An 18,003-nucleotide genomic window follows, 5' to 3' on the forward strand; every position below is an offset into this window, starting at 1 on the left:
CCTAACCCCGACGGCCAGCGTGAGGGCGCCCCTGATAGCCACCCCGCCCGCGCAGCTCCACGCCGGCGCGTATGAGCGCATCACGGACGGCGCCGTAGGACACGCCCAGCTCGCGCGCGATCTGGCGGATGCTCATGCCCTGCTGGTAGCGGGTCACGTAGGCCGCCAGCGGATAGGGATTGGGGCGCCCGCTGGTCAACGCCCCTCATTTCTTCGGCTGCTTCGGTCGCCGCTGCTCGACACACCACGGGCAGTACTCGCCGGCCCCGCAGCCGCATAGCCATGCCTCGCGCATCGTGCCTCTCTCCTCTCTGAATGATGTCTTGGTGGGCGGTTGGCCGCGCCCCTCACTCGTGGCCGGACCGCCGCTGGGTGGGCCGCCCGCCGTGTGGCGTGGCTCCGGGGGGAGGAGTGGTGGACAGCGGGCGGGCGGCCCGGTCTAGTGAGCCGACATCCATGCCAAATCGGTGACCTGTCCAGCGGCCTTACTCCGCTCTTCGGGGGTAGACAGCAGTACGTTCAGGTAGTGCCCGGCCGCTGCGAGCTTGCGGGCGATGTCGGTGGCGTCCTTGGCGTTGGCGCCGTTGGGGGTGAACACCAGCGGTTCGCGGGGGCCGAGGTGCAGGATGACTGTGGTCGCGTCGGGGGTGACCTCGACCCGGATCGCGCCCGGCTCCACGAGTTCGCTCAGCTCTGTGGTGGTCAGTGGTGGTGTCACGTGTGCCCTCCTGTCGCTAGGGCCATGTAGGGCTGCGTTGACCACAGGCCACTTTCGATGGCGTGCTGCTGCTCGATCAGGTGCGTGAGGTGTGGCCAGTCGGCCGCCCACAGCACGTACCGGAGTCCGGCCTGCACCTCGTGTGAGGCGAGCAGCAGAGTGTAGGGACGTGCGGCCCAGAGGACCCCGCCGACCCGCGTTTCTGTGTCCAGCCCCCAGGGCCGGCCGAGACTGTCGCGGGGCTGCGGTGTGGGCTCCACGCCGGAGGAGGTCATCGCTGCACCCCCTCCACGGGGGCGAGCGCGAGCAGCGCGGCCAAGTCGTCGCGGAGCCGGTGGATGCGCACTTGGATATCGCTCAGCGCGGCGCCGGTCTCGGCGTCTCGCAGCCGGTCGCCAAGCTCGCCCAGCGTCCACGCCGCTGTGCCCAGATGGTCACCTGTAGCGACCAGTTTCCTGACATCGGCCCGGTCCAAGCGGTCGGCGTGGCCGCGTAGGGCCGGGCCGGGCAGGGGGTCGCGGTCAAGCTGGTCGGCGGCCTCGGTGAGCCCGTCAGCCATCTCCTGCTGCCCGAGGTCGGCTAAGAGCACCGCCCATGCGCGCGCCTGGCCGGAGGTGAGATCGACATTCACGATCGAACCGGCGTAACGCTGCACCATGATGCTCGGGCGTGCGGCTACACCGTCGAACGGTTGTTCCCAAGCAGTGAGGATCTCCATACTTGCGCCACCGTTGTAGGTGCGATGCACATGGAGATAGTGGGTGTGGCCCAGCACTGGCCCCTGGTGGCTGCACCGGCACCAGGTGGGGCAGGCGGGAGCGGGCAGGAGGCCGAGCCGGTCGGTTGCGATCCATGCGGTCTCGTCAGGGCCAGCGTCGTCCCACCGCACCGCGACCACCTCGATATCGCCGTCGGACCACCACGCCGACGGTTCCGGATCTCCGGCGAGGTAGCCGCCAGCGGCGCGGACGATGGTGCCGCCGACGCTGGTTTCCAGACACCGCACTCGGCTACCGATCGGGAAACGGTCGGTGAGGGCGCGTATCGCGTCGTCGTCACGGCTCAACTCAGGCCACGTGGCGCTGCTCATTGAGCCGCCTCCGCGAGCGCCTGTTGCAGCTCCTCGGGAGTGGCGGCAGTGATGTCCGCGCCGGTATCGGTGTGGCGTGCACACCAATCGCCAAGACTGCGGTCTTCACGAACAGCCCGCCAAATGCGCCATCGGTATCGTCCGTAGGTAAGCCGGAGGCGCGCCAGGATGTTGTCTTCGTCATCGGCCCAGGGCCCATGTAGCGCCTCAACATCGCGGGTAGTCATCTCTGTCCTCCCAGGTTTGGGGTGACAAAGACGCTACGCAGACGTGCCGCGCGGTTACAGGGACGTACTGTCCAGACTCACGATCCAACACACGGTAACCCGGACGCACAGTCCGGGTTACCGGCAGGTTGCCTCCAACTAGTTGCCGCGCAGGGTCGTCAACATCGCCGCGAGCGGCTCCGGCGGACGCGCCTTCCGCCGCCGGATCTCCTCGACCACAGCGTCAGCGACGCGCTGATGCCGGAACCACTCCGGGCTCAATTCGTGCGCCTTCGCTGCGGTGACCATCGCCTCGTCGGTGCGGCGTCGCGCCACCTGCGACTGGGCCACGTCGAGCAGGTGCCGCCCGTACTGGATGGAGAGCAGATCGTTCGGCTGGACGTCGCGGGCGGCTTTCAGCGCCTTATCCGGCTGGTCCAACGTCGTATGGATATGGGTCGACTGCACCGCGACCTGGGTAGGGCCGAACGAGATCCAGTAGCGGCGCTGCTCTTGGGGCATACGCACCGCAGCGGACCGGGCGGCAGCGAGGTAGGTTTCGGCCTGGTCGCTGCGGTGGTCGGTGGCGGTGACGACGGCGGCCTGCATCATCAGCCCACCCCACGCGGCCAGCCGGGGTTCGTCGGTGTCGGACATCCTGGGTGCGATGTCGTCTGCCGCGCGGACCACCAACGACTCGGCTTCACGGTAGCGGCCCATGTGCAGCAACACCCACGCATACGTGCCCAGGAACGAGACGGGGCGGAACTCGTCGTTGCCCTCCCGCGCTGTGAGCACCGCCCGCTCGATCGCCGCCAAGGCGGCGTCGTCCTTGCCGGTGTGGACCAGCAGCGCCGCAGCGAGGTCGTAGGCATGGGCATACGGCGCTGCAACGGGAGTGATGCCGTGGGCGTGGCGGGCGTCGCGGCACTGGGTGAGCAGGCGAGGGACCATCGCGGCGAGCGCCCCGAACTCCCCGCTGAAATAGGCGCCGTAACCTTTCTCGACGGTGCGCATGAGCTCGCGTGGAGGGGTGGGCTCACCCTCGGGTGGGCCGGGAAGGAGGAGTGCGGGGTCGTAGACCGCGTCACGCACGGCTAGAACTGAAGAGTCGCCGATGGGTTGGACACGGTTCGTCTTCCCCGTGAGGTCGCCGGGGTCACAGTCGAGCGCACGCGCGAGCCGCATGATCGTCTGGAGGCTGGCGGTGCGGGTACCGCGTTCGATCCGACCGATGTAGTCGGTCGACAAGCCGGAGCGTTCGGCCAAGTATTCCTGTGTCCATCCGAGCTGCTCGCGGCGGCTCCTGAGCGTGGGGCCGATGCTGGTAGTCTCGTCCATGAATTAAGCCCGTCCTTGCTGGTTGGCGTCCACTGGCCAGCATAGGGCGGGCTTTCTCGTGCGTCAGGGGATCGTCGTGTTGCTACCCCTCATAGGGGTGATGAGGACCCGTCCGACTCAAGCCGACTGGAAGCGGCTCCACCGGGTTGCTACCCCTCATAGGGGTGATGAGGACGATCGCAGATCACAGCCTCGACGGCGGCCGATACGGTTGCTACCCCTCATAGGGGTGATGAGGACCATGCCCTCGGATGTGGGTGATGTGGAGGCGTGGATGTTGCTACCCCTCATAGGGGTGATGAGGACAGCACCTCCTGTGCGGGTACGAGCGGCCATGCGCGCTGTTGCTACCCCTCATAGGGGTGATGAGGACCGTGATCGTGATCCGCGTCGCCCCGCTATGGGAAGTTGTTGCTACCCCTCATAGGGGTGATGAGGACCTGTGGCACCCGGAGACCCCCCGGACGCCGGGCATGTTGCTACCCCTCATAGGGGTGATGAGGACCTGTGGCACCCGGAGACCCCCCGGACGCCGGGCATGTTGCTACCCCTCATAGGGGTGATGAGGACCGAGAGTAAAGTCGCTGGCCACGATGGGTACGGCGGGCGGTTCGGGAGGCATTTTTTCAGTGGACCTCCAGTGCTGCAGTTGACCCGGGGGGTTCGCTGAAATCAGCTGATCTCGGCTGGTCACAGACGTGACTGTATCAGGGCCTCCTCAGGCTCTGCCGGACACGCGAGTGGCAGCACACTTGCCTGCTGTAGGCCACGTTCCTGAGCGTTTGGCCTCGCCTACTGCTGGGCGGCACACCCGCGTACCGCCCCGGCAGCAAGGGGGTTACTGGGTGCCGGCCGTCTGGCCGGTGGTGGCGCGGTAGGCGGCGAGCTGGCTGCGGCCCCACCGGTCGGACATGCCGCAGGCGGCGGCGACCTCGCTGCCGGTGATCTGTCGCCCTTCCATGTGGGCGGCGTGGATCAGGTCGCGGGCGGCACGGCGGGGGTCGTCCTCGGGTAGGGGGATCACGTCGGCACGGTGCGGGGTGTCGACGGCGGCACGTGGGGGTGCCGGGGCTGTGCCGCTTGTGCCGCCGCCGGCGGCAGACGTGGCGACACCGTGCCGGATCATGCCGAGGTGTTCCATGTAGGCGTCGTCTTCAGCCGTCCATGCGGGTATCCGGTCCCACGGGGTGCCGTCCGGCATCGGCGGTAACGGGGGTTCGGGCTCGTTTTCCGGCATCGGTTCCGGCACGGCCTCCGGCAGGCTGCCGGTCTCCGGCACGGTGCTGTGCCGCTCGGCCAGGTGCAGCAGCACACTCGACAAGCCCAGGACGGCAACCGGCAGCACGGACACGAACACCACCACCGGCATCGGTGCCGCGTGCGGCTGCCGCTCAGCGGTCAACAGGTGATAGGTCGCTTGGCCGAACGCGCCGACCATCAGCGCCCCGGCGGCGGAGCACCACGCGAACACGCGCGCCCCGCCGGCCACGATCCCTGAGACGGCCACGTACAGGGCGATGGCGGCAAACGCCTCCACACCGAGCGGCAGGGTGATGGCGAGATCCACGGTCAGGCCCTCGCCGATGCCGGGCAGCAGGTTGACGGGGCCGAACCCGGCGAGCGTGCCCAGCCCGACCCAGCCGCCCCAGATCGCCACGAACGCACTCGCGGCGACGACGGCGACTACGAACCGGAGTATGTACAGCGCCTTCACTGCCGCCCACCTCCCGGCTCGTCGACGGTCGGGTAGGTGACCGGAGTCATGGTGTCGCGCAGCACGCGGGCGATCACAGCGGCGTCGCCGTGTTCGCCGAGAACCGCGTCGAGCGCGCCCAGAACCTGGCAGGCGCGCGTGCGTTGCAGGTCGGCGCGCTCCTGGTAGCCGGACAGGTCGGACGGGGTGGGCACGTTGAGGGCGTCGTAGATACTCGTCAGCAGGTCGCGCACCTCGGGTGTCAGGTCGGCCATCGCTACTCACCCCCGCCCGTGGTGGCGTCGTCCCACACTCGGTAGGTGACCGGGTTCCTCGCCACGATCGCGGCCAGATGGCCACGGAGCCGCTCCGGCGGGGTGTGGGCGGCGTCGCGCACCAGTTGAGAGATCCCGATCGCGCGCAACGCCACCACCCGGTCACGCTCAGCCTCCCCCTCGGGGGCAGCGATCGGCGGATGCAACGCATCAGCGAGTTCATCGAGGAGCTGGGACAGCTCCGGGACGGTGGGGTTGGCCATCACTGCTCACCTCCGTTGGGGGTGTAACGCGCGTCGCAGGCGTCACGGACCGAGGCGGGCTCGCCCTCCTGGTGCGGGGCCGAGTTCGGCGGGTCATCAGGGATACGATCGATCACGTTCGGCTCCTGGTGTTGTCAGACCGGCAGGGGCCGGGCGGTGGCCCTGGCTGGTGTTCGCTCACCGGCCAGGGCCTTTCACATGCGAAGATTCAGCATCTGCCCGAGAGTCCATCAATGCAACATGTGTTCTCATTATGGAGACAGTTGTTAGCATTATGTTGGAATGCAGATGGGGAAGCAACACACCTCGTGTGCCCCTGGCAAACTCGCTCTCATGAGCGACAGCCAGGGGCGACGCCCGAACGAGATCGGCCCAACCGGAAAGCAGGTGAGCGCCAACCTTCACCGTCTACGAACCACGCGCGGCCTCACCGTGCGGGAGTTGGCCCGCCGCCTCACCGACAACCACGGGCGTTCCTGGACCCCGGGCGCGGTGTCCCGTGTGGAAAGCGGGCAGCGCCGTGTTGATGCTGACGACCTCATGGCGCTAGCGCTGGCCCTGAACGTCGCCCCCACCGCGCTCCTACTCCCGCCTGACGCTGAAGGTGAAACGCAGATCACCGGCGCAGCCGGACCGCTCCCGTCTGCTCATGTGTGGCGGTGGGCCGACGGACAGTGGCCGTTGACCTGGTCCACGGACCCGGAGGAGCTGCGTCGTCAGCTCATGGACTTCCATCTGACCTCTCGACCGGCGGGGTTGGCCCCGTACCACTCGGCTGATGACGCGGCCGAAAAGATGCGTCTACTGAGGAAGACACCGTTCGACTAGCGGCACTCTTCGCTTTCCGGTGCCGCAGAAAGGAAGGCCCGGGATGCTTGGAGGGTCGAACCGGATGCTGTCAGCGCAGGAGACCGCGGACCGGTTGGGGATCAGCCGCCGCACGCTGTACAACAACTGGAAATCCTGGGGCCTGAAGGCCCACAAGGTCGGCGGATCGCTCCGGTTCCGGGAGCGTGACGTGGAGGCGTGGCTGGACACCCGCGCCGCCGCCTAACTGCCTGTCCTCGCGGGGTGTGTTGCTTCCCTCTTCACCCACCCCCTATGCGAGGAGACCCCTGTGGCGACCGTTCTCAAACGGTGTGCGTGTGCGAAGCACATCACGGACCGCAAGCAGCAGATGAAGAAGTGGCACCGGTGCCCGCACACGTGGAAGGTTCTGGACCGGCCTCCGGGTGCGAAGAGGTCGATCCAGACGTCGTTCACAGAGTGGGCGGACGCTGACAAGGAACGTAAGCGCCTCGAAGCCGCGAAGGCCGAAGGGAAGAGGTCGGCTGTCATCAGCGGTGGCCACGTGAAGTTCGAGACCTACGCCGAGGACCGCTTGGACAAATGGCGTGGCGCCCCCAGTTCAGCGAAGAAGTATCGGTCGTCGCTGCGCACCCACGCCTATCCCCGCATCGGTCACCTGGCGCTGCGCGAGATCACCCGCGAGCACGTCGTGGATCTGGTGGCGGAGATGGAAAACGCGCAGGATGAGGACGGAGATCCTTTCTACGCCGGTTCGACGATCGCCGGAGTGTATGTGGCGATCGCCGCGATCTTCGCCGAGGCCCGGAATAACCAGCGGATAGCGGAGTCGCCATGTGTGCGGGTGAACCTGCCGGTGGTGGTGTCAGGTGCGATCTTGATCGACCCGCCTATGGACCAGCTCACCACGTTCGTGAACCGGTTCCCGGCGGATTGGCGGCTCCCGGCCTGGTTCCAGTACGGGTGTGGGCTGCGTATTGGGGAGGCTCTCGCCGTGAACGCGAACCAGTTCCGGGAGGGCGGCACCGTGTACCGAGTGGAAGAACAGGTAGACCCGGACGGGAACGTGATCCCGTGCAAGTGGCGGCGTAAAGGCCAGTATCGGGATGTTCCGGTGCCCGAATTCGTCCAGGAGCGGTATCAGCAGCACATCGCCTTGTTCCCGCCTGACGCGGACGGGTACGTGGTGCCGGGGCGCAAACACCCGAGGGTGGTGCGCAACTCCTACAACGAGCACTTCCGCAAAGCGGTCGAGCTGGCGGGGTTGCCGGAGTTCATGACGTCCCATTATCTGCGGCACCGGTGGGCGGCGGTCATGCTGGCGCGGGGGGTCGATATTACCCACGTCAGCAGGTGGCTGGGGCATCAGCAGATCGAGACGACGTATCGGATCTATGGGCACATGGTGCCGCGTGTGGCGACGGAGGCGCGGGCGGCGATACAGGCGGCGTTCGCGGAGTTGCCGCGGACAGGTGAGGTGTCGAGTGTTGACGACGTGTTGATCCCGGGGGCGGGGTGATTGTGTTGACCTGCGGGAACTGGTCGCGACGCCACGATCTTCACCATCTTCGAGGGCGCCAGCGAGATCCAACGCCTCATCATCGGCCGCTCCGTCACCGGCCTGCCGGTGCGGTGACGTTTCACCAGGTCAAGACGGCATGGGCGAAGGTGGGTGCGCATCGTCCGACGGTGATCTCGGGTACGGCGCGCGGGGCCGTGTTATCCGATCCTTCCCGCGATTTACCGGCCGTTCGCGGATGGGTGTTGATGATCGTGTTGACGCTCGGCGGGCGGGTATGTCGAACGTGGAGCCGTAAACGAAGTGGGGGCGGCGGAAAACCCCCTGCATGGGACCGTCCCCGCTTATCGCGCTTCTCAAGAGCTCACCAAGGGCTCGAACAACCAACCCGTAGTACTGGTTGCTACCCCTCGTAGGGGTGATGAGGACCCGAGGGTAAAGTTGCTGGCCATGATGGGTGTGTTGGGCGGTTCGGGAGGCATTTTTTCAGTGGACCTCCAGTGCTGCGATTGCCCCGGGGGGTTCGCTGAAATTCGGGGATCTTGGCTGGTCACAGATGTGGCTGTGTGAGGGCTTCCTCAGGCTTGGCCGGACACGCGAGTGAAGCCGCCACGGAAGCACTGCTTCCTGGGAAGCGTAGATGACGACAGGCCGTTTGTCGGTATAACGGTGGCAATAGCGGCGGCTCGACGGCTACCGCAGCGGGGCGAGGTCGCCCCCCAAGACCCGCAGTTACCACGCATGTCTAGGCGAGCACGAGGCGGCGAGGAACAGCACGTGCGCTACCGAGGAGTTACCCGTTGCCGATTTGCCTTATGGCGGGATTACCTCCCTGCGTTGGGGACGCCCCAGGAACGTAACCCAGTGTGTCTATCGTGTCACCTGAAATGGCCGGGTGTAGCCAGGTCACCCGCTCATCCTCTACGCCCATCGGCGGGCGGTGTCTGTCCCTTGAATGCCGGGCGGCACGCCGCGGGTCGTCCTCGGGTAGGGGATCACGTCGGCGTGGTGCTGGGTGTCGACGGCGGCACTGGCGTGTGCCGGGGCTGTGCCGGATCATACCGAGACGCTCCAGGTAGGCGTTGTTTTCAGCCGCCCATGCGGGTATCCGGTCCCACGGGGCGCCCTCCGGCACCGGCGGTGGGGGGGGCATCTGGCAGCTCCGGCACGCTCTCCGGCAGGCTGCCGGTATCCGGCACGGTACTGCCGCTCGGCCAGGTGCAGCAGCACCGAGGAGAGCCCCACCACGACAACCGGCAACACACTGACGAACACCATCACCGGTATCGGCGCTGCGTGCGGCTGCCGCTCAGCGGTCGACAGGTGGTAGCTGGCTTGGCCGAACGCGCCGACTATCAGCACCCCGGCGGCGAAGCACCAGGCGAACACGCGCGCCCCGCCGGCCACGATCCCCGACACGGTCACATACAGGGCGATCGCGGCGAACGCCTCCACCCCCAGCGGCAGCTCTTCGCCCCGGTCGGCTGCCGAAGGTCTCCCCAACACCGGACCCCCTTCGGGGCGTCCGTATTTACTGCCCAGGGATGACTACGTATAGTCATTGTTCGTTGCTTCAAGTGAGAGTAAGAGTCCCGTGAGGGTTCCTGTGGCGATGTTGAGAAGACAATAACGACATGATATCGATTATGGCGTTGGCTATCCGCGACTGAATTGGGAGTCACGTATGGCGGTGACCACTCCTGCGGCTTCCCTGGAGGGTGGCAGCACCACCCCCGAACGGCAAGCCGCACGAAGCGGCCTCTCCGACGCGACTCCGATCACCACCGCATGGCTCGACCTCACCCGCATCGCCGCCATGTTCGCCGTGGTCGTCGTCCACGTCTTCGCCCCCGTGGTCACCACCCGCTACGCCGAGTTCGGCGACCCCACCTGGTGGCTGGCCAACAGCGTCGACTCCGCCGTGCGGTGGTGCGTGCCCATCTTCGTCATGATCAGCGGCGCCCTGCTGCTCACCCCCCGCATCGAAGGACTGCGCTCCTTCTATGCGCGCCGCTTCTCTCGCATCGGGGTCCCCCTCGCGGTGTGGACTCTGGTCTACCTCGCCTGGGAACGTCTGCGCTCCGGCATCAGCGTCTCTGACGCCGTGGGCGCGGTCATGTCCGGCAACCCTTCACTGCACCTGTACTTCCTGTTCGTCCTCGCCGGGCTCTACCTGCTCACCCCGTTCCTGCGCGTGTTGACCCGGTACTGTCCCAGGCGCATGCTGTGGAGCTTCGCCGTGCTGATGGTCGCGTTGGGGGTGGTCAACCAGGCCATCGCCGCCTTCGACAACGCCGGCGAACCCAACGCCGTAACACGGTTTCTGCCCTATGTGGGCTACTACGTGATGGGCTACCTGCTGCGCGAGGTTCCGCTCACACGCCGCCACACCTGGCTGGCCGGCGGCGTCTTCGTCGCCTCGGTGGCTGCCACCGCCGTCGGCGCCTGGGCGCTGGGCAAGATCTCGGGCGGCTGGGGGACCGAGTCCAACTACCTCTACGACTACCTCTCACCCACGGTCGTCGTCATGTCCGTGGCGGCGTTCCTGCTGTTTCGCGCCGTGGGCACCGGCTGGCCACTGCTCACCGCCCCCGACCGCGAAACCGAGTCCGCCCGCCGCCGGCTTAAGACCCTCGCCGACCTCAGCTTCGGCGTCTTCCTGGTGCACGTGCTCGTGCTTTACACGGTGCGCGATTTCACCGGCATCCCCGACTACCCGCTGGGCATGACCGCGATGGCCTCCGTCCACCTCGCTGTCGTGCTGCTGGCCAGTTTCGCCGTCACCTTCGTCTTCCGGCGCACTCCGTGGCTACGCGCTACGGTTTGATGGTGTGGCTTCCCCTAACTCCACACCCCAGAACCACCGCCCCCTCGGCACGCTGGCCCCCCAGATGGCCGCCGACCCCGGCGGGGGGCGCGGACGCAACCCCGAACGCCGCCGCGCCATCCTGGACGCCGCCGACCGCATCATCCAACGCGACGGCCCCGAAGCGGCCATGGCGACGATCGCGGTCGAAGCCGGCATCAGCAAGCCCATCCTCTACCGCCACTTCGGCGACAAGAGCGGGCTCTACCGCGCCCTTGCCCAACGCCACGTCGACCCGCTCATGGAGCGGGTCCGCGCCGAGCTGCACAACGGCACCGACCTGTGGTCGCGCACCCGCGCCACCGTCGGCGCCTATCTGGGGATGATCCGCGCCAACCTCAACCTCTACCGTTTCCTCATCGACCGCGCCACCGCCGAGGACCCGCAAACCCGCGGCGACCTGGGCATGATGGTGCGCCGCCTCGGCGAAGAGTTGGCGCAGGTATTCGTCGACGAGGGACGCATCCCTAACCCGGTGGGCGCCCAGATCACCGCCCACGCCGTGGTCGGCATGGTCCAGGCGGCGGGGGAGTGGTGGCTGGACCACCCTGAGGTGGCCGCCGAGACCGTGATCAACGACCTCACCCGCTCCGTCGTCGGAGCCATCTCCGGAGCCGCACCGCAGGGAACCGCCTAAGTTCTGTTTTGGGTACGGGCGGCGAGGGCGGGCGGTGGGCGTAGGCGGGTGAGCGCCCACACCGTCGCCTTCACAGGCTGGCGAGATCGCGCAGCGATCGAGGCACGAGCCAACGAAGAACACTCTCACGACTCCCACACCACGGCCCCACATCCCAACCGTCCGAAAAACACACCCCGGCCGCCACATCCCCCACGGCTCGGCTTGACCTGGAGCGCGCTCCAGGTGCCAAGCTTTTGGTCATGAGCGAGTACTACACGCCGGGTGAAGTGGCCGAGCGTTTCGACATCAGCCATGACACCCTGCGCTACTACGAACGGGCAGGGCTGCTCACTGAGGTCGAGCGCGCCCCCAGCGGCCACCGGCGCTACCGCGCCTCCGACGTTGAGCTGCTCTATCTAGTGCGCTGCCTGCGCGACACCGACATGCCCATCGCCCGGCTGCGCGAGTTCGCCGAACTCGTACGCGAGGGCGACCACACCATTCCTCGCCGGCTCGACGTGCTGGAAAGCCATGACGCGCAACTCACCGCGAAGATCGAGGAGTTGCTGGACCGGCAGCGCGCCATCCGCAACAAGATCGACTACTACCACTCCGTGCTCCGAGCACATGAGGAGACCGGTCAGACCTCGGCGGCCACCGCCGACGACAGCCACGACGAACAGGAACGAGTGGGCTGATGCAGTACCGCACAATCGGAACCGGAGCCGCGGCCCGCGAGGTCAGCGCCATCTGCCTGGGGGCCATGCCGTTCGGCTCCGTGGTCGACGAGGCCACCGGCTTCGCCGTCCTCGACCGGTTCGTCGAGGCCGGCGGCACGTTCATCGACACCTCCAACAACTACATCTCCTGGCTGCCCGGCCACCAGGGCGGCGAGAGCGAGACCGTGCTGGGCAACTGGCGCGCCTCCCGCGGCCTCGGCGACGATGACGGGCTCGTCATCGCCACCAAGCTCGGCGCCAAGCCGCTCACCCCCGACGGCGGTCTGGAAGCCGCCGAAGGGCTCTCGGCCCAAGCCGTGCGTTCGGCCGTCGAGGGCAGCCGCAAGCGGCTGGGTATGGACCGGCTCGACCTGCTCTACACCCACATCGAGGACCGCTCGGTGGCGCTGGAGGAGACGGTGGGCACGCTGGCCGACCTCGCCGCCGACGACACGGTGGGGATGCTCGGGGTGAGCAACCACCGCACGTGGCGGGTCGAGCGCGCCCGCCAGATCAGCCGCGACGCCGGCTGGGCGGGCTACGAGGTGTTGCAGTACCGCAACAGCTACCTGCAACCGCGCTTCGACATCGGGCTGCCTGAGGGCGGCCACATGCACGCCACTCCCGAACTGCTCGACTACGTGCGCGAGGAGGGCCGCACCGGCCGTGCGCCCACCCTCGTGGTCTACACGCCCTTGCTGTTCGGTGCCTACACCCGCGCCGACAAGGAGTTGTCGGCGCCCTACGACCACCCCGGCACCGCTAAGCGGATGGCCGCGCTGCGCCGGGTCGCCACAGAGGCCGGCGCCACGCTCAACCAGGTGGTGCTGTCGTGGCTGCTCGACAACGACCCGCCGATGATCCCGCTGCTGGGCGTCAGCTCCCTTGCACAGTTGGACGAGGTTCTAGAGGCCACCGAGCTCAAGCTCACGATCGAGCAGCGCGCCCTGCTCGACGAGGCCGGATAAGCCCCCCGGCGCCCGAGACCCCGTCCCCACGGGATCGTCTCGTCGCCGTTGGCCGGAAAACCCCAATCCGGCCACCGCCCGGTAGCCGCCATGAGGTACTGGGCATGTCCCGCTAACTGAATACGGTGCTCTTCCCTGAGCCGCCGGTTGGCCCGTCCTGGGGGAACGGGCCAACCGGCCTCCATGCTTTCGTATACGACTAGCAGCGGGTCCGGATCTCCTCGTCCTCGGCCACGTAACCGGGGTCGTACCAGTGGATGCGGTAGGCGAACCCCCGGGCGCGCTCCTTGGCGAAGGCCTCGACGGACTCCCAGTCGCGCACCAGCCGCACGCCGATGCCGGGCCGGTAGCTGATGATCACCTCGCCCACGACCACGCCCAGCATCACCACGTACTCGTGGCCGTCGCGCTCGTTGTGCAGGATCAACGCGAACGTCGCCGGGTGCTCTTCCAGCATCCCCTCCTCAAGCCGGATGTAGGGATACAGCGCGACCCTGCCGCCGCCGGATGTTTCAGGGGGCATTGCTCCTCCAGACGAGCAATCGGGTGGTGCCACGTCCCCGCCGGTCCCTGAGCGAGGATGTGAGACACTTCCCGGTGACTTTCTTTGCAGAAAAGACTAAGCTTTGCAGAAAAGAAGTCAAGTGTTCTGGGGAAAACTCTCCGTAGTTTCTGCTGTCTGACTAGCATGCTCCCGTGTTTGTCGGGGCAAGGAGGACGAAGTGCCGCGTAAGGCAACGGTTCGCGCTCGTGGTCTGGGAGCTGAACTCAAGGAACTGCGGACCCGCACTGGGCTGACGACGACCGTGGTCGGTAAGCGTCTGGGCTGGTCGGCATCCACAGTCAGTCGGATAGAAACCGGGCAACGCGGCGTGACTTCAGAGGAAGTCGCGGCGATGCTGGTCGTCTATCGGGCCACTCCGGAAGAGCGGGAACGCCTCGTAGGGCTGGCCCGCGAGGTGGACAAACCTGGCTGGTGGGAGACTGGTGACTCGGGGTTGCCTAAACAGTTGACCTCGCTGATCAGCTTCGAGTCGCAGGCTACGCGGATTACCGCCATGTCATTGGCCTACGTGCCGGGACTGTTGCAGACAGAGCAGTACGCACACGCGGTCATGTTGGCTTCGGGCGTCTCAGCGTCAGCAGCTCAGACACGGGTCGTGACGCGGATGGGGCGCCAAGGGGTGCTCACTCGTTCCGATCCTGTGGAGTTCCACGCCTTCATCGACGAGGCTGTCCTGCGGCGCCCCCTCGGTGGCGCAGCGGTCATGGCCGAGCAGGTTCGCCATCTCCTCGCAATGGGAAAACGGTCGAACATCACTATCCAGGTTCTGCCGTTCAGCGCCGGCGGACATCTCGGACTCGACGGTTCCTTCGTGATCCTGGAGTACGGCAAGGCACCCACCATCGTCCATCTGGAGAACAAGACCTCCAGCCTGTTCCTCGACGATCACGAGGACACCGCCCTCTACCTCGCGGATGCCGCTACGCTCGAAAACGTAGCCCTGAAGGCATCGGAATCCGCGCGATTCCTGGCATCGATAGCTGACACCTACGAAGAACAGTGAGCCCCACCATGGATCTTTCCACCGCCGCGTGGCGTAAGAGCAGCTATAGCGGTTCCCAGACCGACTGTGTTGAGGTTGCTCGGGCGTCGGGTTTGGTTGCGGTTCGGGATTCCAAGCGTCCTGATGATGTTGCGCTTGTGTTCAGCGTTGAGGAGTGGGCGTGTTTCCTGCGCGAGGTGGGTAAGTAGAAGCTGCCGTTGCGTCCACTCCTCATCGTCCATGGTGGCGAACTAGGGTCGCCACCATGGAGCTTTCTCCCCCTCAGTGGTGTAAGAGCAGCTATAGCGGTCCCCAGACCAACTGCGTTGAGGTGGCTCTCTGGCGTAAGAGCAGTTACAGCGGAACCGAGGTCAACTGTGTTGAGGTTGCTCGGGCGTCGGGTTTGGTCGCGGTTCGGGACTCCAAGCACCCTGAGCGTGAGCCGTTGGTTTTCAGCGCCCAGGAGTGGGCGCGTTTCCTGCGCGAGGTGAGCCGGTAGTGGCCGGCCGGCGCTTCCCCTTCCGGTGGAATGGAACGCCCGTGTAGGTCTGGAAGGTGCCGTAGCAGCACGTGCCCACCGGCTGATCCCCGTTGGGGCGGCGGCCGGTGACGATCGGCGGCGAGGGCGGTCGACGGCCGGGCGTTCCGGGACTGAGGGCGTGACGCGGGACGGCGAAGACCGGTGGCGGGTCCCGTATCCGATATCGCCGTGATCACGACGAGAATGGCCGCTCGGCGATTCTGGGCTACGAGAATCGCCGAGCGGCCATTCTCGTGGCGATCATGCCCCGCAGATCAGCCTTCACTCCGCCGCCATCCCCAGCAGGCTGCACCGGTTCGGTGCCCGCGCCGCCACACCACCCGTCCTCGCCGCCCCCGTTACCCGTCTGACCCCAGCGTCGGGCGTCGAGATCAGCAGCCCCCTTCAGCGCCCTTGCGCCAGGAGCAGTACCGCGACGAGGACGGTCGCGAGAGTGGCCACGGCGACGAGATCGCCCATGCCGTGAGGTTGTTTCCCGCTCTTCTCCGTGGTGATCGCAGGTTGTCGGATGTCGTAAAGCAAGGGCGGGCCGAAAGCGGACACCCGGTTTCGGGGTTTGTGGTCCCCTGTTTTCGGTAGGTCTGTGGCGGGTCGCATCTTGTAACCGGGAGAGCACGGGACGGTGACGTTCGGATCACGGGCTCCCGGGATCGGGCATGGCCGGCCGCAGCCGGCGACACCGACCGCTTCCGCTCCTCGGGGGCGAGGGGAAGCGGTCGAGATAGGGCCATCCGATCAACCGATGTATCACTGCACAACACCGGTATCTAGGGGGAGTACATGGGCTTCAACAGCCAGGCGGAGACGATGACGGTCGCTGGCAAGGTCACCGGCATCAACGACAACGACAAGACCTTCACGCTACAGACCCGCGGCGGAGACGTGGTCGAGGTCAACGTCGGGGAGACCACCAACTACCAGGTCATGTCCAATGTGGACGGGGTGCCGCGCGACCGCACCGAGATCATGGACAACTACGGCGGCGACGAGGTTTTGCAGAACCTGCACCGTTACCTTGCCCAGGATGCCCTTGTCTTCGCTCGTGGCAACAACCTCGAATACGACGATCGGCAGCGTTTCGAGGGGCGCATCGTTTACCTGCTGCCCGCCCAGCGCGGCGGCACGTACGGGTTCGAGGAGACTCACTGGTGGATCGACCAGATCAGTCGGCTGGCCGATCGGTGGCTGGACCAACTCTTCTCTGGAGAGCGCCAGTACACCAGCGAGGATTTCGCCCGCTCCTACCGCACCTACCTCAACCCGCTGGGTCAGGCCGGCCAGAACACGGTCCAGGAGTGCGCCACCCTGTCGCGGTTGATCTACGGGCTCGCCTCGACCTATCTGCTCACCGGGACCGAGCGCTACTTCTATGCGGCCAAGGCCGCCGTGGACTACCAGCGCCAGGCGTTCCGGTCGCTGTCTCACGACGGCAAGCACTGCTTCTGGGCGTTCGGCCGGCGTAGGGAGGATGTGGGCGAGCGCCTCCTGCCCGCCTCGGAGTTCGGCGACGACTACGGGGCGATCCCGCTGTATGAGCAGATCTACGCCCTGGCCGGGCTGGCGCAGTACTACCGCATCACCGCCGACTGGGCGGTGCTGGAGGACATCCGCCGCACGCTGCGGACCTTCTACGACTACTTCCGCGACAGCCCCGAAGCCAAGGAGCGCGGCTTCCCCGGGATGGGCGGCTACTTCTCCCACCTGGACCCGGTCACCCGCCGTCCCGACGTCGCCGCGCTCGGCGCCAACCGCTCCCGTAAGAACTGGAACTCGGTGGGCGACCACATCCCGGCCTACCTGGTCAACCTCATCTTGGCACTGGACCCGCTGCCCCGCCGCTCGGGCCGCGAGGAGCTGGAGTCGTTGCAGGCCGACGCGATCGCGATGCTGGAGGAGACGGTCTCGCTGATCACCCAGAAGTTCCCTGACGAGAACAGCGACTACGTCAACGAGCGCTTCCACGCCGACTGGACACCCGACCACGAGTACCGCTGGCAGCAAAACCGCGCCATCGTCGGCCACAACCTCAAGATCGCCTGGAACCTCACCCGCTGCTCCTTCTACCTACAGGACTACGAGCGCGAACTGTCCAACCGCGGCCAGCACGAGGCCGCCGGACGCATCCAGGCCCTGCACCGCCAGTGCATCGAGCTGGCGCGCCGCCTGGGCGATCGCATGGCCGAGATCGGAGCGGTCGATCCTTTCCACGGTGGTGTCTTCGACGCGGTGGAACGCCAACCCCACAACGGCATGCCCATCGAGTTCACCTGGGAGACCACCAAGGACTTCTGGCAGCAGGAACAGGGCATCCTCGCCTACCTCGCCCTCTACGGGGCCACGCATGAGCGCCACTATCTCGAACTGGCCCAAGAGTGCGCGGCGTTTTGGAACCTGTTCTTCCTCGACCGCGACAACCAGGGCATCTTCTTCCGCGCCACCGAGGGCGGGCTGCCCATCGTCCAAGGCATGTACGGCCAGAAGGGCGGGCACTCGGTGTCGGGTTACCACGCCTTCGAGTTGAACTATCTGGCCCACCTCTACACCCGCACCTATGTCGAGCGCGACGAGGAGGACCGTGACTTCACGCTCTACTTCAAGGTGCTCAACACCCGTGGCCAGGAGAGCATCAACGTCCTGCCCGACTTCGTGCCGCCCGGCCGGGTCGAGATCGCCGAAATCCACGCCAACGGCGTCGACTACACCACCGACCTCAAACCCCACGACCCCACCGACTTCCAGATCCTGGTCGACGACCTGCCCACCAGCAGCGAGGACGGCTCGATCTCGCTGGCCGTCCGCTTCGCCGTCCACTGACCGCCGTCACACGTCGA

Annotated in this window: 23 protein-coding genes, 1 pseudogene and 1 CRISPR repeat array; of the genes and pseudogenes, 12 read left to right on the forward strand and 12 right to left on the reverse strand. The window is 66.7% G+C overall.

Features of this window, described 5'->3' with window-relative positions:
• Window position 1: 1 nt before the first annotated feature.
• The 9 genes from ABD848_RS09710 to ABD848_RS09750 all read right to left on the reverse strand — a co-directional run bounded on the left by ABD848_RS09710 (window position 2) and on the right by ABD848_RS09750 (window position 5,586).
• Window positions 2-199 (reverse strand): helix-turn-helix domain-containing protein, encoded by a 198-nt coding sequence (locus ABD848_RS09710; protein ID WP_344969939.1) that lies wholly within the window; start codon window positions 197-199, stop codon window positions 2-4.
• A gap of 240 nt (window positions 200-439) precedes the next feature.
• Entirely contained in the window at window positions 440-718 is a 279-nt protein-coding gene (locus ABD848_RS09715; protein ID WP_344969941.1) for a hypothetical protein, read from the reverse strand.
• Entirely contained in the window at window positions 715-993 is a 279-nt protein-coding gene (locus ABD848_RS09720) for a hypothetical protein (protein WP_344969944.1), read from the reverse strand. Before ABD848_RS09720 ends, ABD848_RS09715 begins: the two co-directional genes overlap by 4 nt.
• Entirely contained in the window at window positions 990-1,808 is an 819-nt protein-coding gene (locus tag ABD848_RS09725; RefSeq protein ID WP_344969948.1) for a hypothetical protein, read from the reverse strand. The genes ABD848_RS09720 and ABD848_RS09725 overlap by 4 nt, the downstream gene beginning before the upstream one ends.
• Window positions 1,805-2,035, reverse strand: a complete 231-nt coding sequence (locus tag ABD848_RS09730) for a hypothetical protein (protein WP_344969951.1) — start codon at window positions 2,033-2,035, stop codon at window positions 1,805-1,807. The genes ABD848_RS09725 and ABD848_RS09730 overlap by 4 nt, the downstream gene beginning before the upstream one ends.
• Before the next feature lie 138 nt (window positions 2,036-2,173).
• A complete protein-coding gene (locus tag ABD848_RS09735) occupies window positions 2,174-3,355 on the reverse strand; it encodes a helix-turn-helix domain-containing protein (protein ID WP_344969955.1) in 1,182 nt (393 codons plus the stop codon).
• A gap of 78 nt (window positions 3,356-3,433) precedes the next feature.
• A CRISPR array of direct repeats spans window positions 3,434-3,925; the repeat unit is 30 nt; unit sequence GTTGCTACCCCTCATAGGGGTGATGAGGAC.
• A gap of 268 nt (window positions 3,926-4,193) precedes the next feature.
• Window positions 4,194-5,069 (reverse strand): hypothetical protein, encoded by an 876-nt coding sequence (locus ABD848_RS09740; protein WP_344969958.1) that lies wholly within the window; start codon window positions 5,067-5,069, stop codon window positions 4,194-4,196.
• Entirely contained in the window at window positions 5,066-5,323 is a 258-nt protein-coding gene (locus tag ABD848_RS09745; RefSeq protein WP_344969960.1) for a glycosyltransferase family protein, read from the reverse strand. The genes ABD848_RS09740 and ABD848_RS09745 overlap by 4 nt, the downstream gene beginning before the upstream one ends.
• Before the next feature lie 2 nt (window positions 5,324-5,325).
• Window positions 5,326-5,586, reverse strand: a complete 261-nt coding sequence (locus ABD848_RS09750; RefSeq protein ID WP_344969963.1) for a hypothetical protein — start codon at window positions 5,584-5,586, stop codon at window positions 5,326-5,328.
• Between the two features lie 333 nt (window positions 5,587-5,919).
• Here ABD848_RS09750 and ABD848_RS09755 point away from each other — a divergent pair, with 333 nt between their 5' ends.
• The 4 genes and pseudogenes from ABD848_RS09755 to ABD848_RS09770 all read left to right on the forward strand — a co-directional run.
• Complete coding sequence (locus ABD848_RS09755) at window positions 5,920-6,414, forward strand: helix-turn-helix domain-containing protein (protein ID WP_344969966.1); 495 nt, start codon at window positions 5,920-5,922, stop codon at window positions 6,412-6,414.
• Window positions 6,415-6,457: 43 nt separating this feature from the next.
• The gene (locus ABD848_RS09760; RefSeq protein ID WP_344969968.1) at window positions 6,458-6,640 is read left to right on the forward strand and encodes a helix-turn-helix domain-containing protein; all 183 of its coding nucleotides are present in this window, start codon (window positions 6,458-6,460) and stop codon (window positions 6,638-6,640) included.
• A gap of 297 nt (window positions 6,641-6,937) precedes the next feature.
• The gene (locus tag ABD848_RS09765) at window positions 6,938-7,912 is read left to right on the forward strand and encodes a tyrosine-type recombinase/integrase (protein WP_344969971.1); all 975 of its coding nucleotides are present in this window, start codon (window positions 6,938-6,940) and stop codon (window positions 7,910-7,912) included.
• A gap of 24 nt (window positions 7,913-7,936) precedes the next feature.
• Window positions 7,937-8,029: pseudogene (locus ABD848_RS09770) on the forward strand (acyl-CoA dehydrogenase family protein); the annotation flags it as partial.
• A 939-nt stretch (window positions 8,030-8,968) separates the two neighbouring features.
• Here ABD848_RS09770 and ABD848_RS09775 read toward each other — a convergent pair.
• Entirely contained in the window at window positions 8,969-9,415 is a 447-nt protein-coding gene (locus ABD848_RS09775; RefSeq protein ID WP_344969974.1) for a hypothetical protein, read from the reverse strand.
• 181 nt (window positions 9,416-9,596) lie between these two features.
• Here ABD848_RS09775 and ABD848_RS09780 point away from each other — a divergent pair, with 181 nt between their 5' ends.
• The 4 genes from ABD848_RS09780 (at window position 9,597) to ABD848_RS09795 (ending at window position 13,084) form a co-directional block, all read left to right on the forward strand.
• Complete coding sequence (locus ABD848_RS09780) at window positions 9,597-10,739, forward strand: acyltransferase (protein WP_344969977.1); 1,143 nt, start codon at window positions 9,597-9,599, stop codon at window positions 10,737-10,739.
• A gap of 64 nt (window positions 10,740-10,803) precedes the next feature.
• The gene (locus ABD848_RS09785; protein WP_344970261.1) at window positions 10,804-11,415 is read left to right on the forward strand and encodes a TetR/AcrR family transcriptional regulator; all 612 of its coding nucleotides are present in this window, start codon (window positions 10,804-10,806) and stop codon (window positions 11,413-11,415) included.
• Between the two features lie 242 nt (window positions 11,416-11,657).
• The gene (locus ABD848_RS09790) at window positions 11,658-12,095 is read left to right on the forward strand and encodes a MerR family transcriptional regulator (protein WP_344969980.1); all 438 of its coding nucleotides are present in this window, start codon (window positions 11,658-11,660) and stop codon (window positions 12,093-12,095) included.
• On the forward strand, window positions 12,095-13,084 hold the full coding sequence (locus tag ABD848_RS09795) for an aldo/keto reductase (RefSeq protein WP_344969982.1): 990 nt from the start codon (window positions 12,095-12,097) through the stop codon (window positions 13,082-13,084). Before ABD848_RS09790 ends, ABD848_RS09795 begins: the two co-directional genes overlap by 1 nt.
• Window positions 13,085-13,283: 199 nt before the next feature.
• Here the strand turns inward: ABD848_RS09795 and ABD848_RS09800 are convergent, their stop codons facing one another.
• The gene (locus tag ABD848_RS09800; RefSeq protein WP_344969985.1) at window positions 13,284-13,607 is read right to left on the reverse strand and encodes a cysteine peptidase family C39 domain-containing protein; all 324 of its coding nucleotides are present in this window, start codon (window positions 13,605-13,607) and stop codon (window positions 13,284-13,286) included.
• Between the two features lie 199 nt (window positions 13,608-13,806).
• On the opposite strand from ABD848_RS09800, the gene ABD848_RS09805 reads away from it, so the two are divergent.
• Genes ABD848_RS09805 through ABD848_RS09815 form a run of 3 tightly spaced genes read left to right on the forward strand, consistent with a single transcriptional unit; the run spans window position 13,807 to window position 15,130 of the window.
• Window positions 13,807-14,652, forward strand: coding sequence for a helix-turn-helix domain-containing protein (locus ABD848_RS09805; RefSeq protein ID WP_344969988.1), 846 nt, complete (start codon window positions 13,807-13,809; stop codon window positions 14,650-14,652).
• Window positions 14,653-14,660: 8 nt separating this feature from the next.
• A complete protein-coding gene (locus ABD848_RS09810; RefSeq protein ID WP_344969990.1) occupies window positions 14,661-14,840 on the forward strand; it encodes a DUF397 domain-containing protein in 180 nt (59 codons plus the stop codon).
• 56 nt (window positions 14,841-14,896) lie between these two features.
• The gene (locus tag ABD848_RS09815) at window positions 14,897-15,130 is read left to right on the forward strand and encodes a DUF397 domain-containing protein (RefSeq protein ID WP_344969992.1); all 234 of its coding nucleotides are present in this window, start codon (window positions 14,897-14,899) and stop codon (window positions 15,128-15,130) included.
• A gap of 426 nt (window positions 15,131-15,556) precedes the next feature.
• On the opposite strand, the gene ABD848_RS09820 is transcribed toward ABD848_RS09815, so the two are convergent.
• Window positions 15,557-15,715 carry a hypothetical protein gene (locus ABD848_RS09820; protein WP_344969997.1) on the reverse strand — a complete coding sequence of 53 codons (159 nt, stop codon included), beginning with the start codon at window positions 15,713-15,715 and terminating at the stop codon, window positions 15,557-15,559.
• A gap of 237 nt (window positions 15,716-15,952) precedes the next feature.
• Between ABD848_RS09820 and ABD848_RS09825 the strand changes: the two genes are divergently transcribed.
• Window positions 15,953-17,986, forward strand: a complete 2,034-nt coding sequence (locus tag ABD848_RS09825) for an AGE family epimerase/isomerase (RefSeq protein ID WP_344970002.1) — start codon at window positions 15,953-15,955, stop codon at window positions 17,984-17,986.
• Window positions 17,987-18,003 lie beyond the last annotated feature (17 nt).

The sequence above is a fragment of the Salinactinospora qingdaonensis genome (genome assembly GCF_039539445.1).
Classification (GTDB): domain Bacteria; phylum Actinomycetota; class Actinomycetes; order Streptosporangiales; family Streptosporangiaceae; genus Salinactinospora; species Salinactinospora qingdaonensis.

Coding starts and splice junctions, on each gene's coding strand:
- ABD848_RS09750 (WP_344969963.1), bottom strand. CDS start 5,586: ATGGCCAACCCCACCGTCCCGGAGCTGTCCCAGCTCCTCGATGAACTC.
- ABD848_RS09735 (WP_344969955.1), bottom strand. CDS start 3,355: ATGGACGAGACTACCAGCATCGGCCCCACGCTCAGGAGCCGCCGCGAG.
- ABD848_RS09785 (WP_344970261.1), top strand. CDS start 10,804: ATGGCCGCCGACCCCGGCGGGGGGCGCGGACGCAACCCCGAACGCCGC.
- ABD848_RS09825 (WP_344970002.1), top strand. CDS start 15,953: ATGGGCTTCAACAGCCAGGCGGAGACGATGACGGTCGCTGGCAAGGTC.
- ABD848_RS09745 (WP_344969960.1), bottom strand. CDS start 5,323: ATGGCCGACCTGACACCCGAGGTGCGCGACCTGCTGACGAGTATCTAC.
- ABD848_RS09815 (WP_344969992.1), top strand. CDS start 14,897: ATGGAGCTTTCTCCCCCTCAGTGGTGTAAGAGCAGCTATAGCGGTCCC.
- ABD848_RS09790 (WP_344969980.1), top strand. CDS start 11,658: ATGAGCGAGTACTACACGCCGGGTGAAGTGGCCGAGCGTTTCGACATC.
- ABD848_RS09795 (WP_344969982.1), top strand. CDS start 12,095: ATGCAGTACCGCACAATCGGAACCGGAGCCGCGGCCCGCGAGGTCAGC.
- ABD848_RS09760 (WP_344969968.1), top strand. CDS start 6,458: ATGCTTGGAGGGTCGAACCGGATGCTGTCAGCGCAGGAGACCGCGGAC.
- ABD848_RS09780 (WP_344969977.1), top strand. CDS start 9,597: ATGGCGGTGACCACTCCTGCGGCTTCCCTGGAGGGTGGCAGCACCACC.
- ABD848_RS09720 (WP_344969944.1), bottom strand. CDS start 993: ATGACCTCCTCCGGCGTGGAGCCCACACCGCAGCCCCGCGACAGTCTC.
- ABD848_RS09810 (WP_344969990.1), top strand. CDS start 14,661: ATGGATCTTTCCACCGCCGCGTGGCGTAAGAGCAGCTATAGCGGTTCC.
- ABD848_RS09755 (WP_344969966.1), top strand. CDS start 5,920: ATGAGCGACAGCCAGGGGCGACGCCCGAACGAGATCGGCCCAACCGGA.
- ABD848_RS09800 (WP_344969985.1), bottom strand. CDS start 13,607: ATGCCCCCTGAAACATCCGGCGGCGGCAGGGTCGCGCTGTATCCCTAC.
- ABD848_RS09725 (WP_344969948.1), bottom strand. CDS start 1,808: ATGAGCAGCGCCACGTGGCCTGAGTTGAGCCGTGACGACGACGCGATA.
- ABD848_RS09730 (WP_344969951.1), bottom strand. CDS start 2,035: ATGACTACCCGCGATGTTGAGGCGCTACATGGGCCCTGGGCCGATGAC.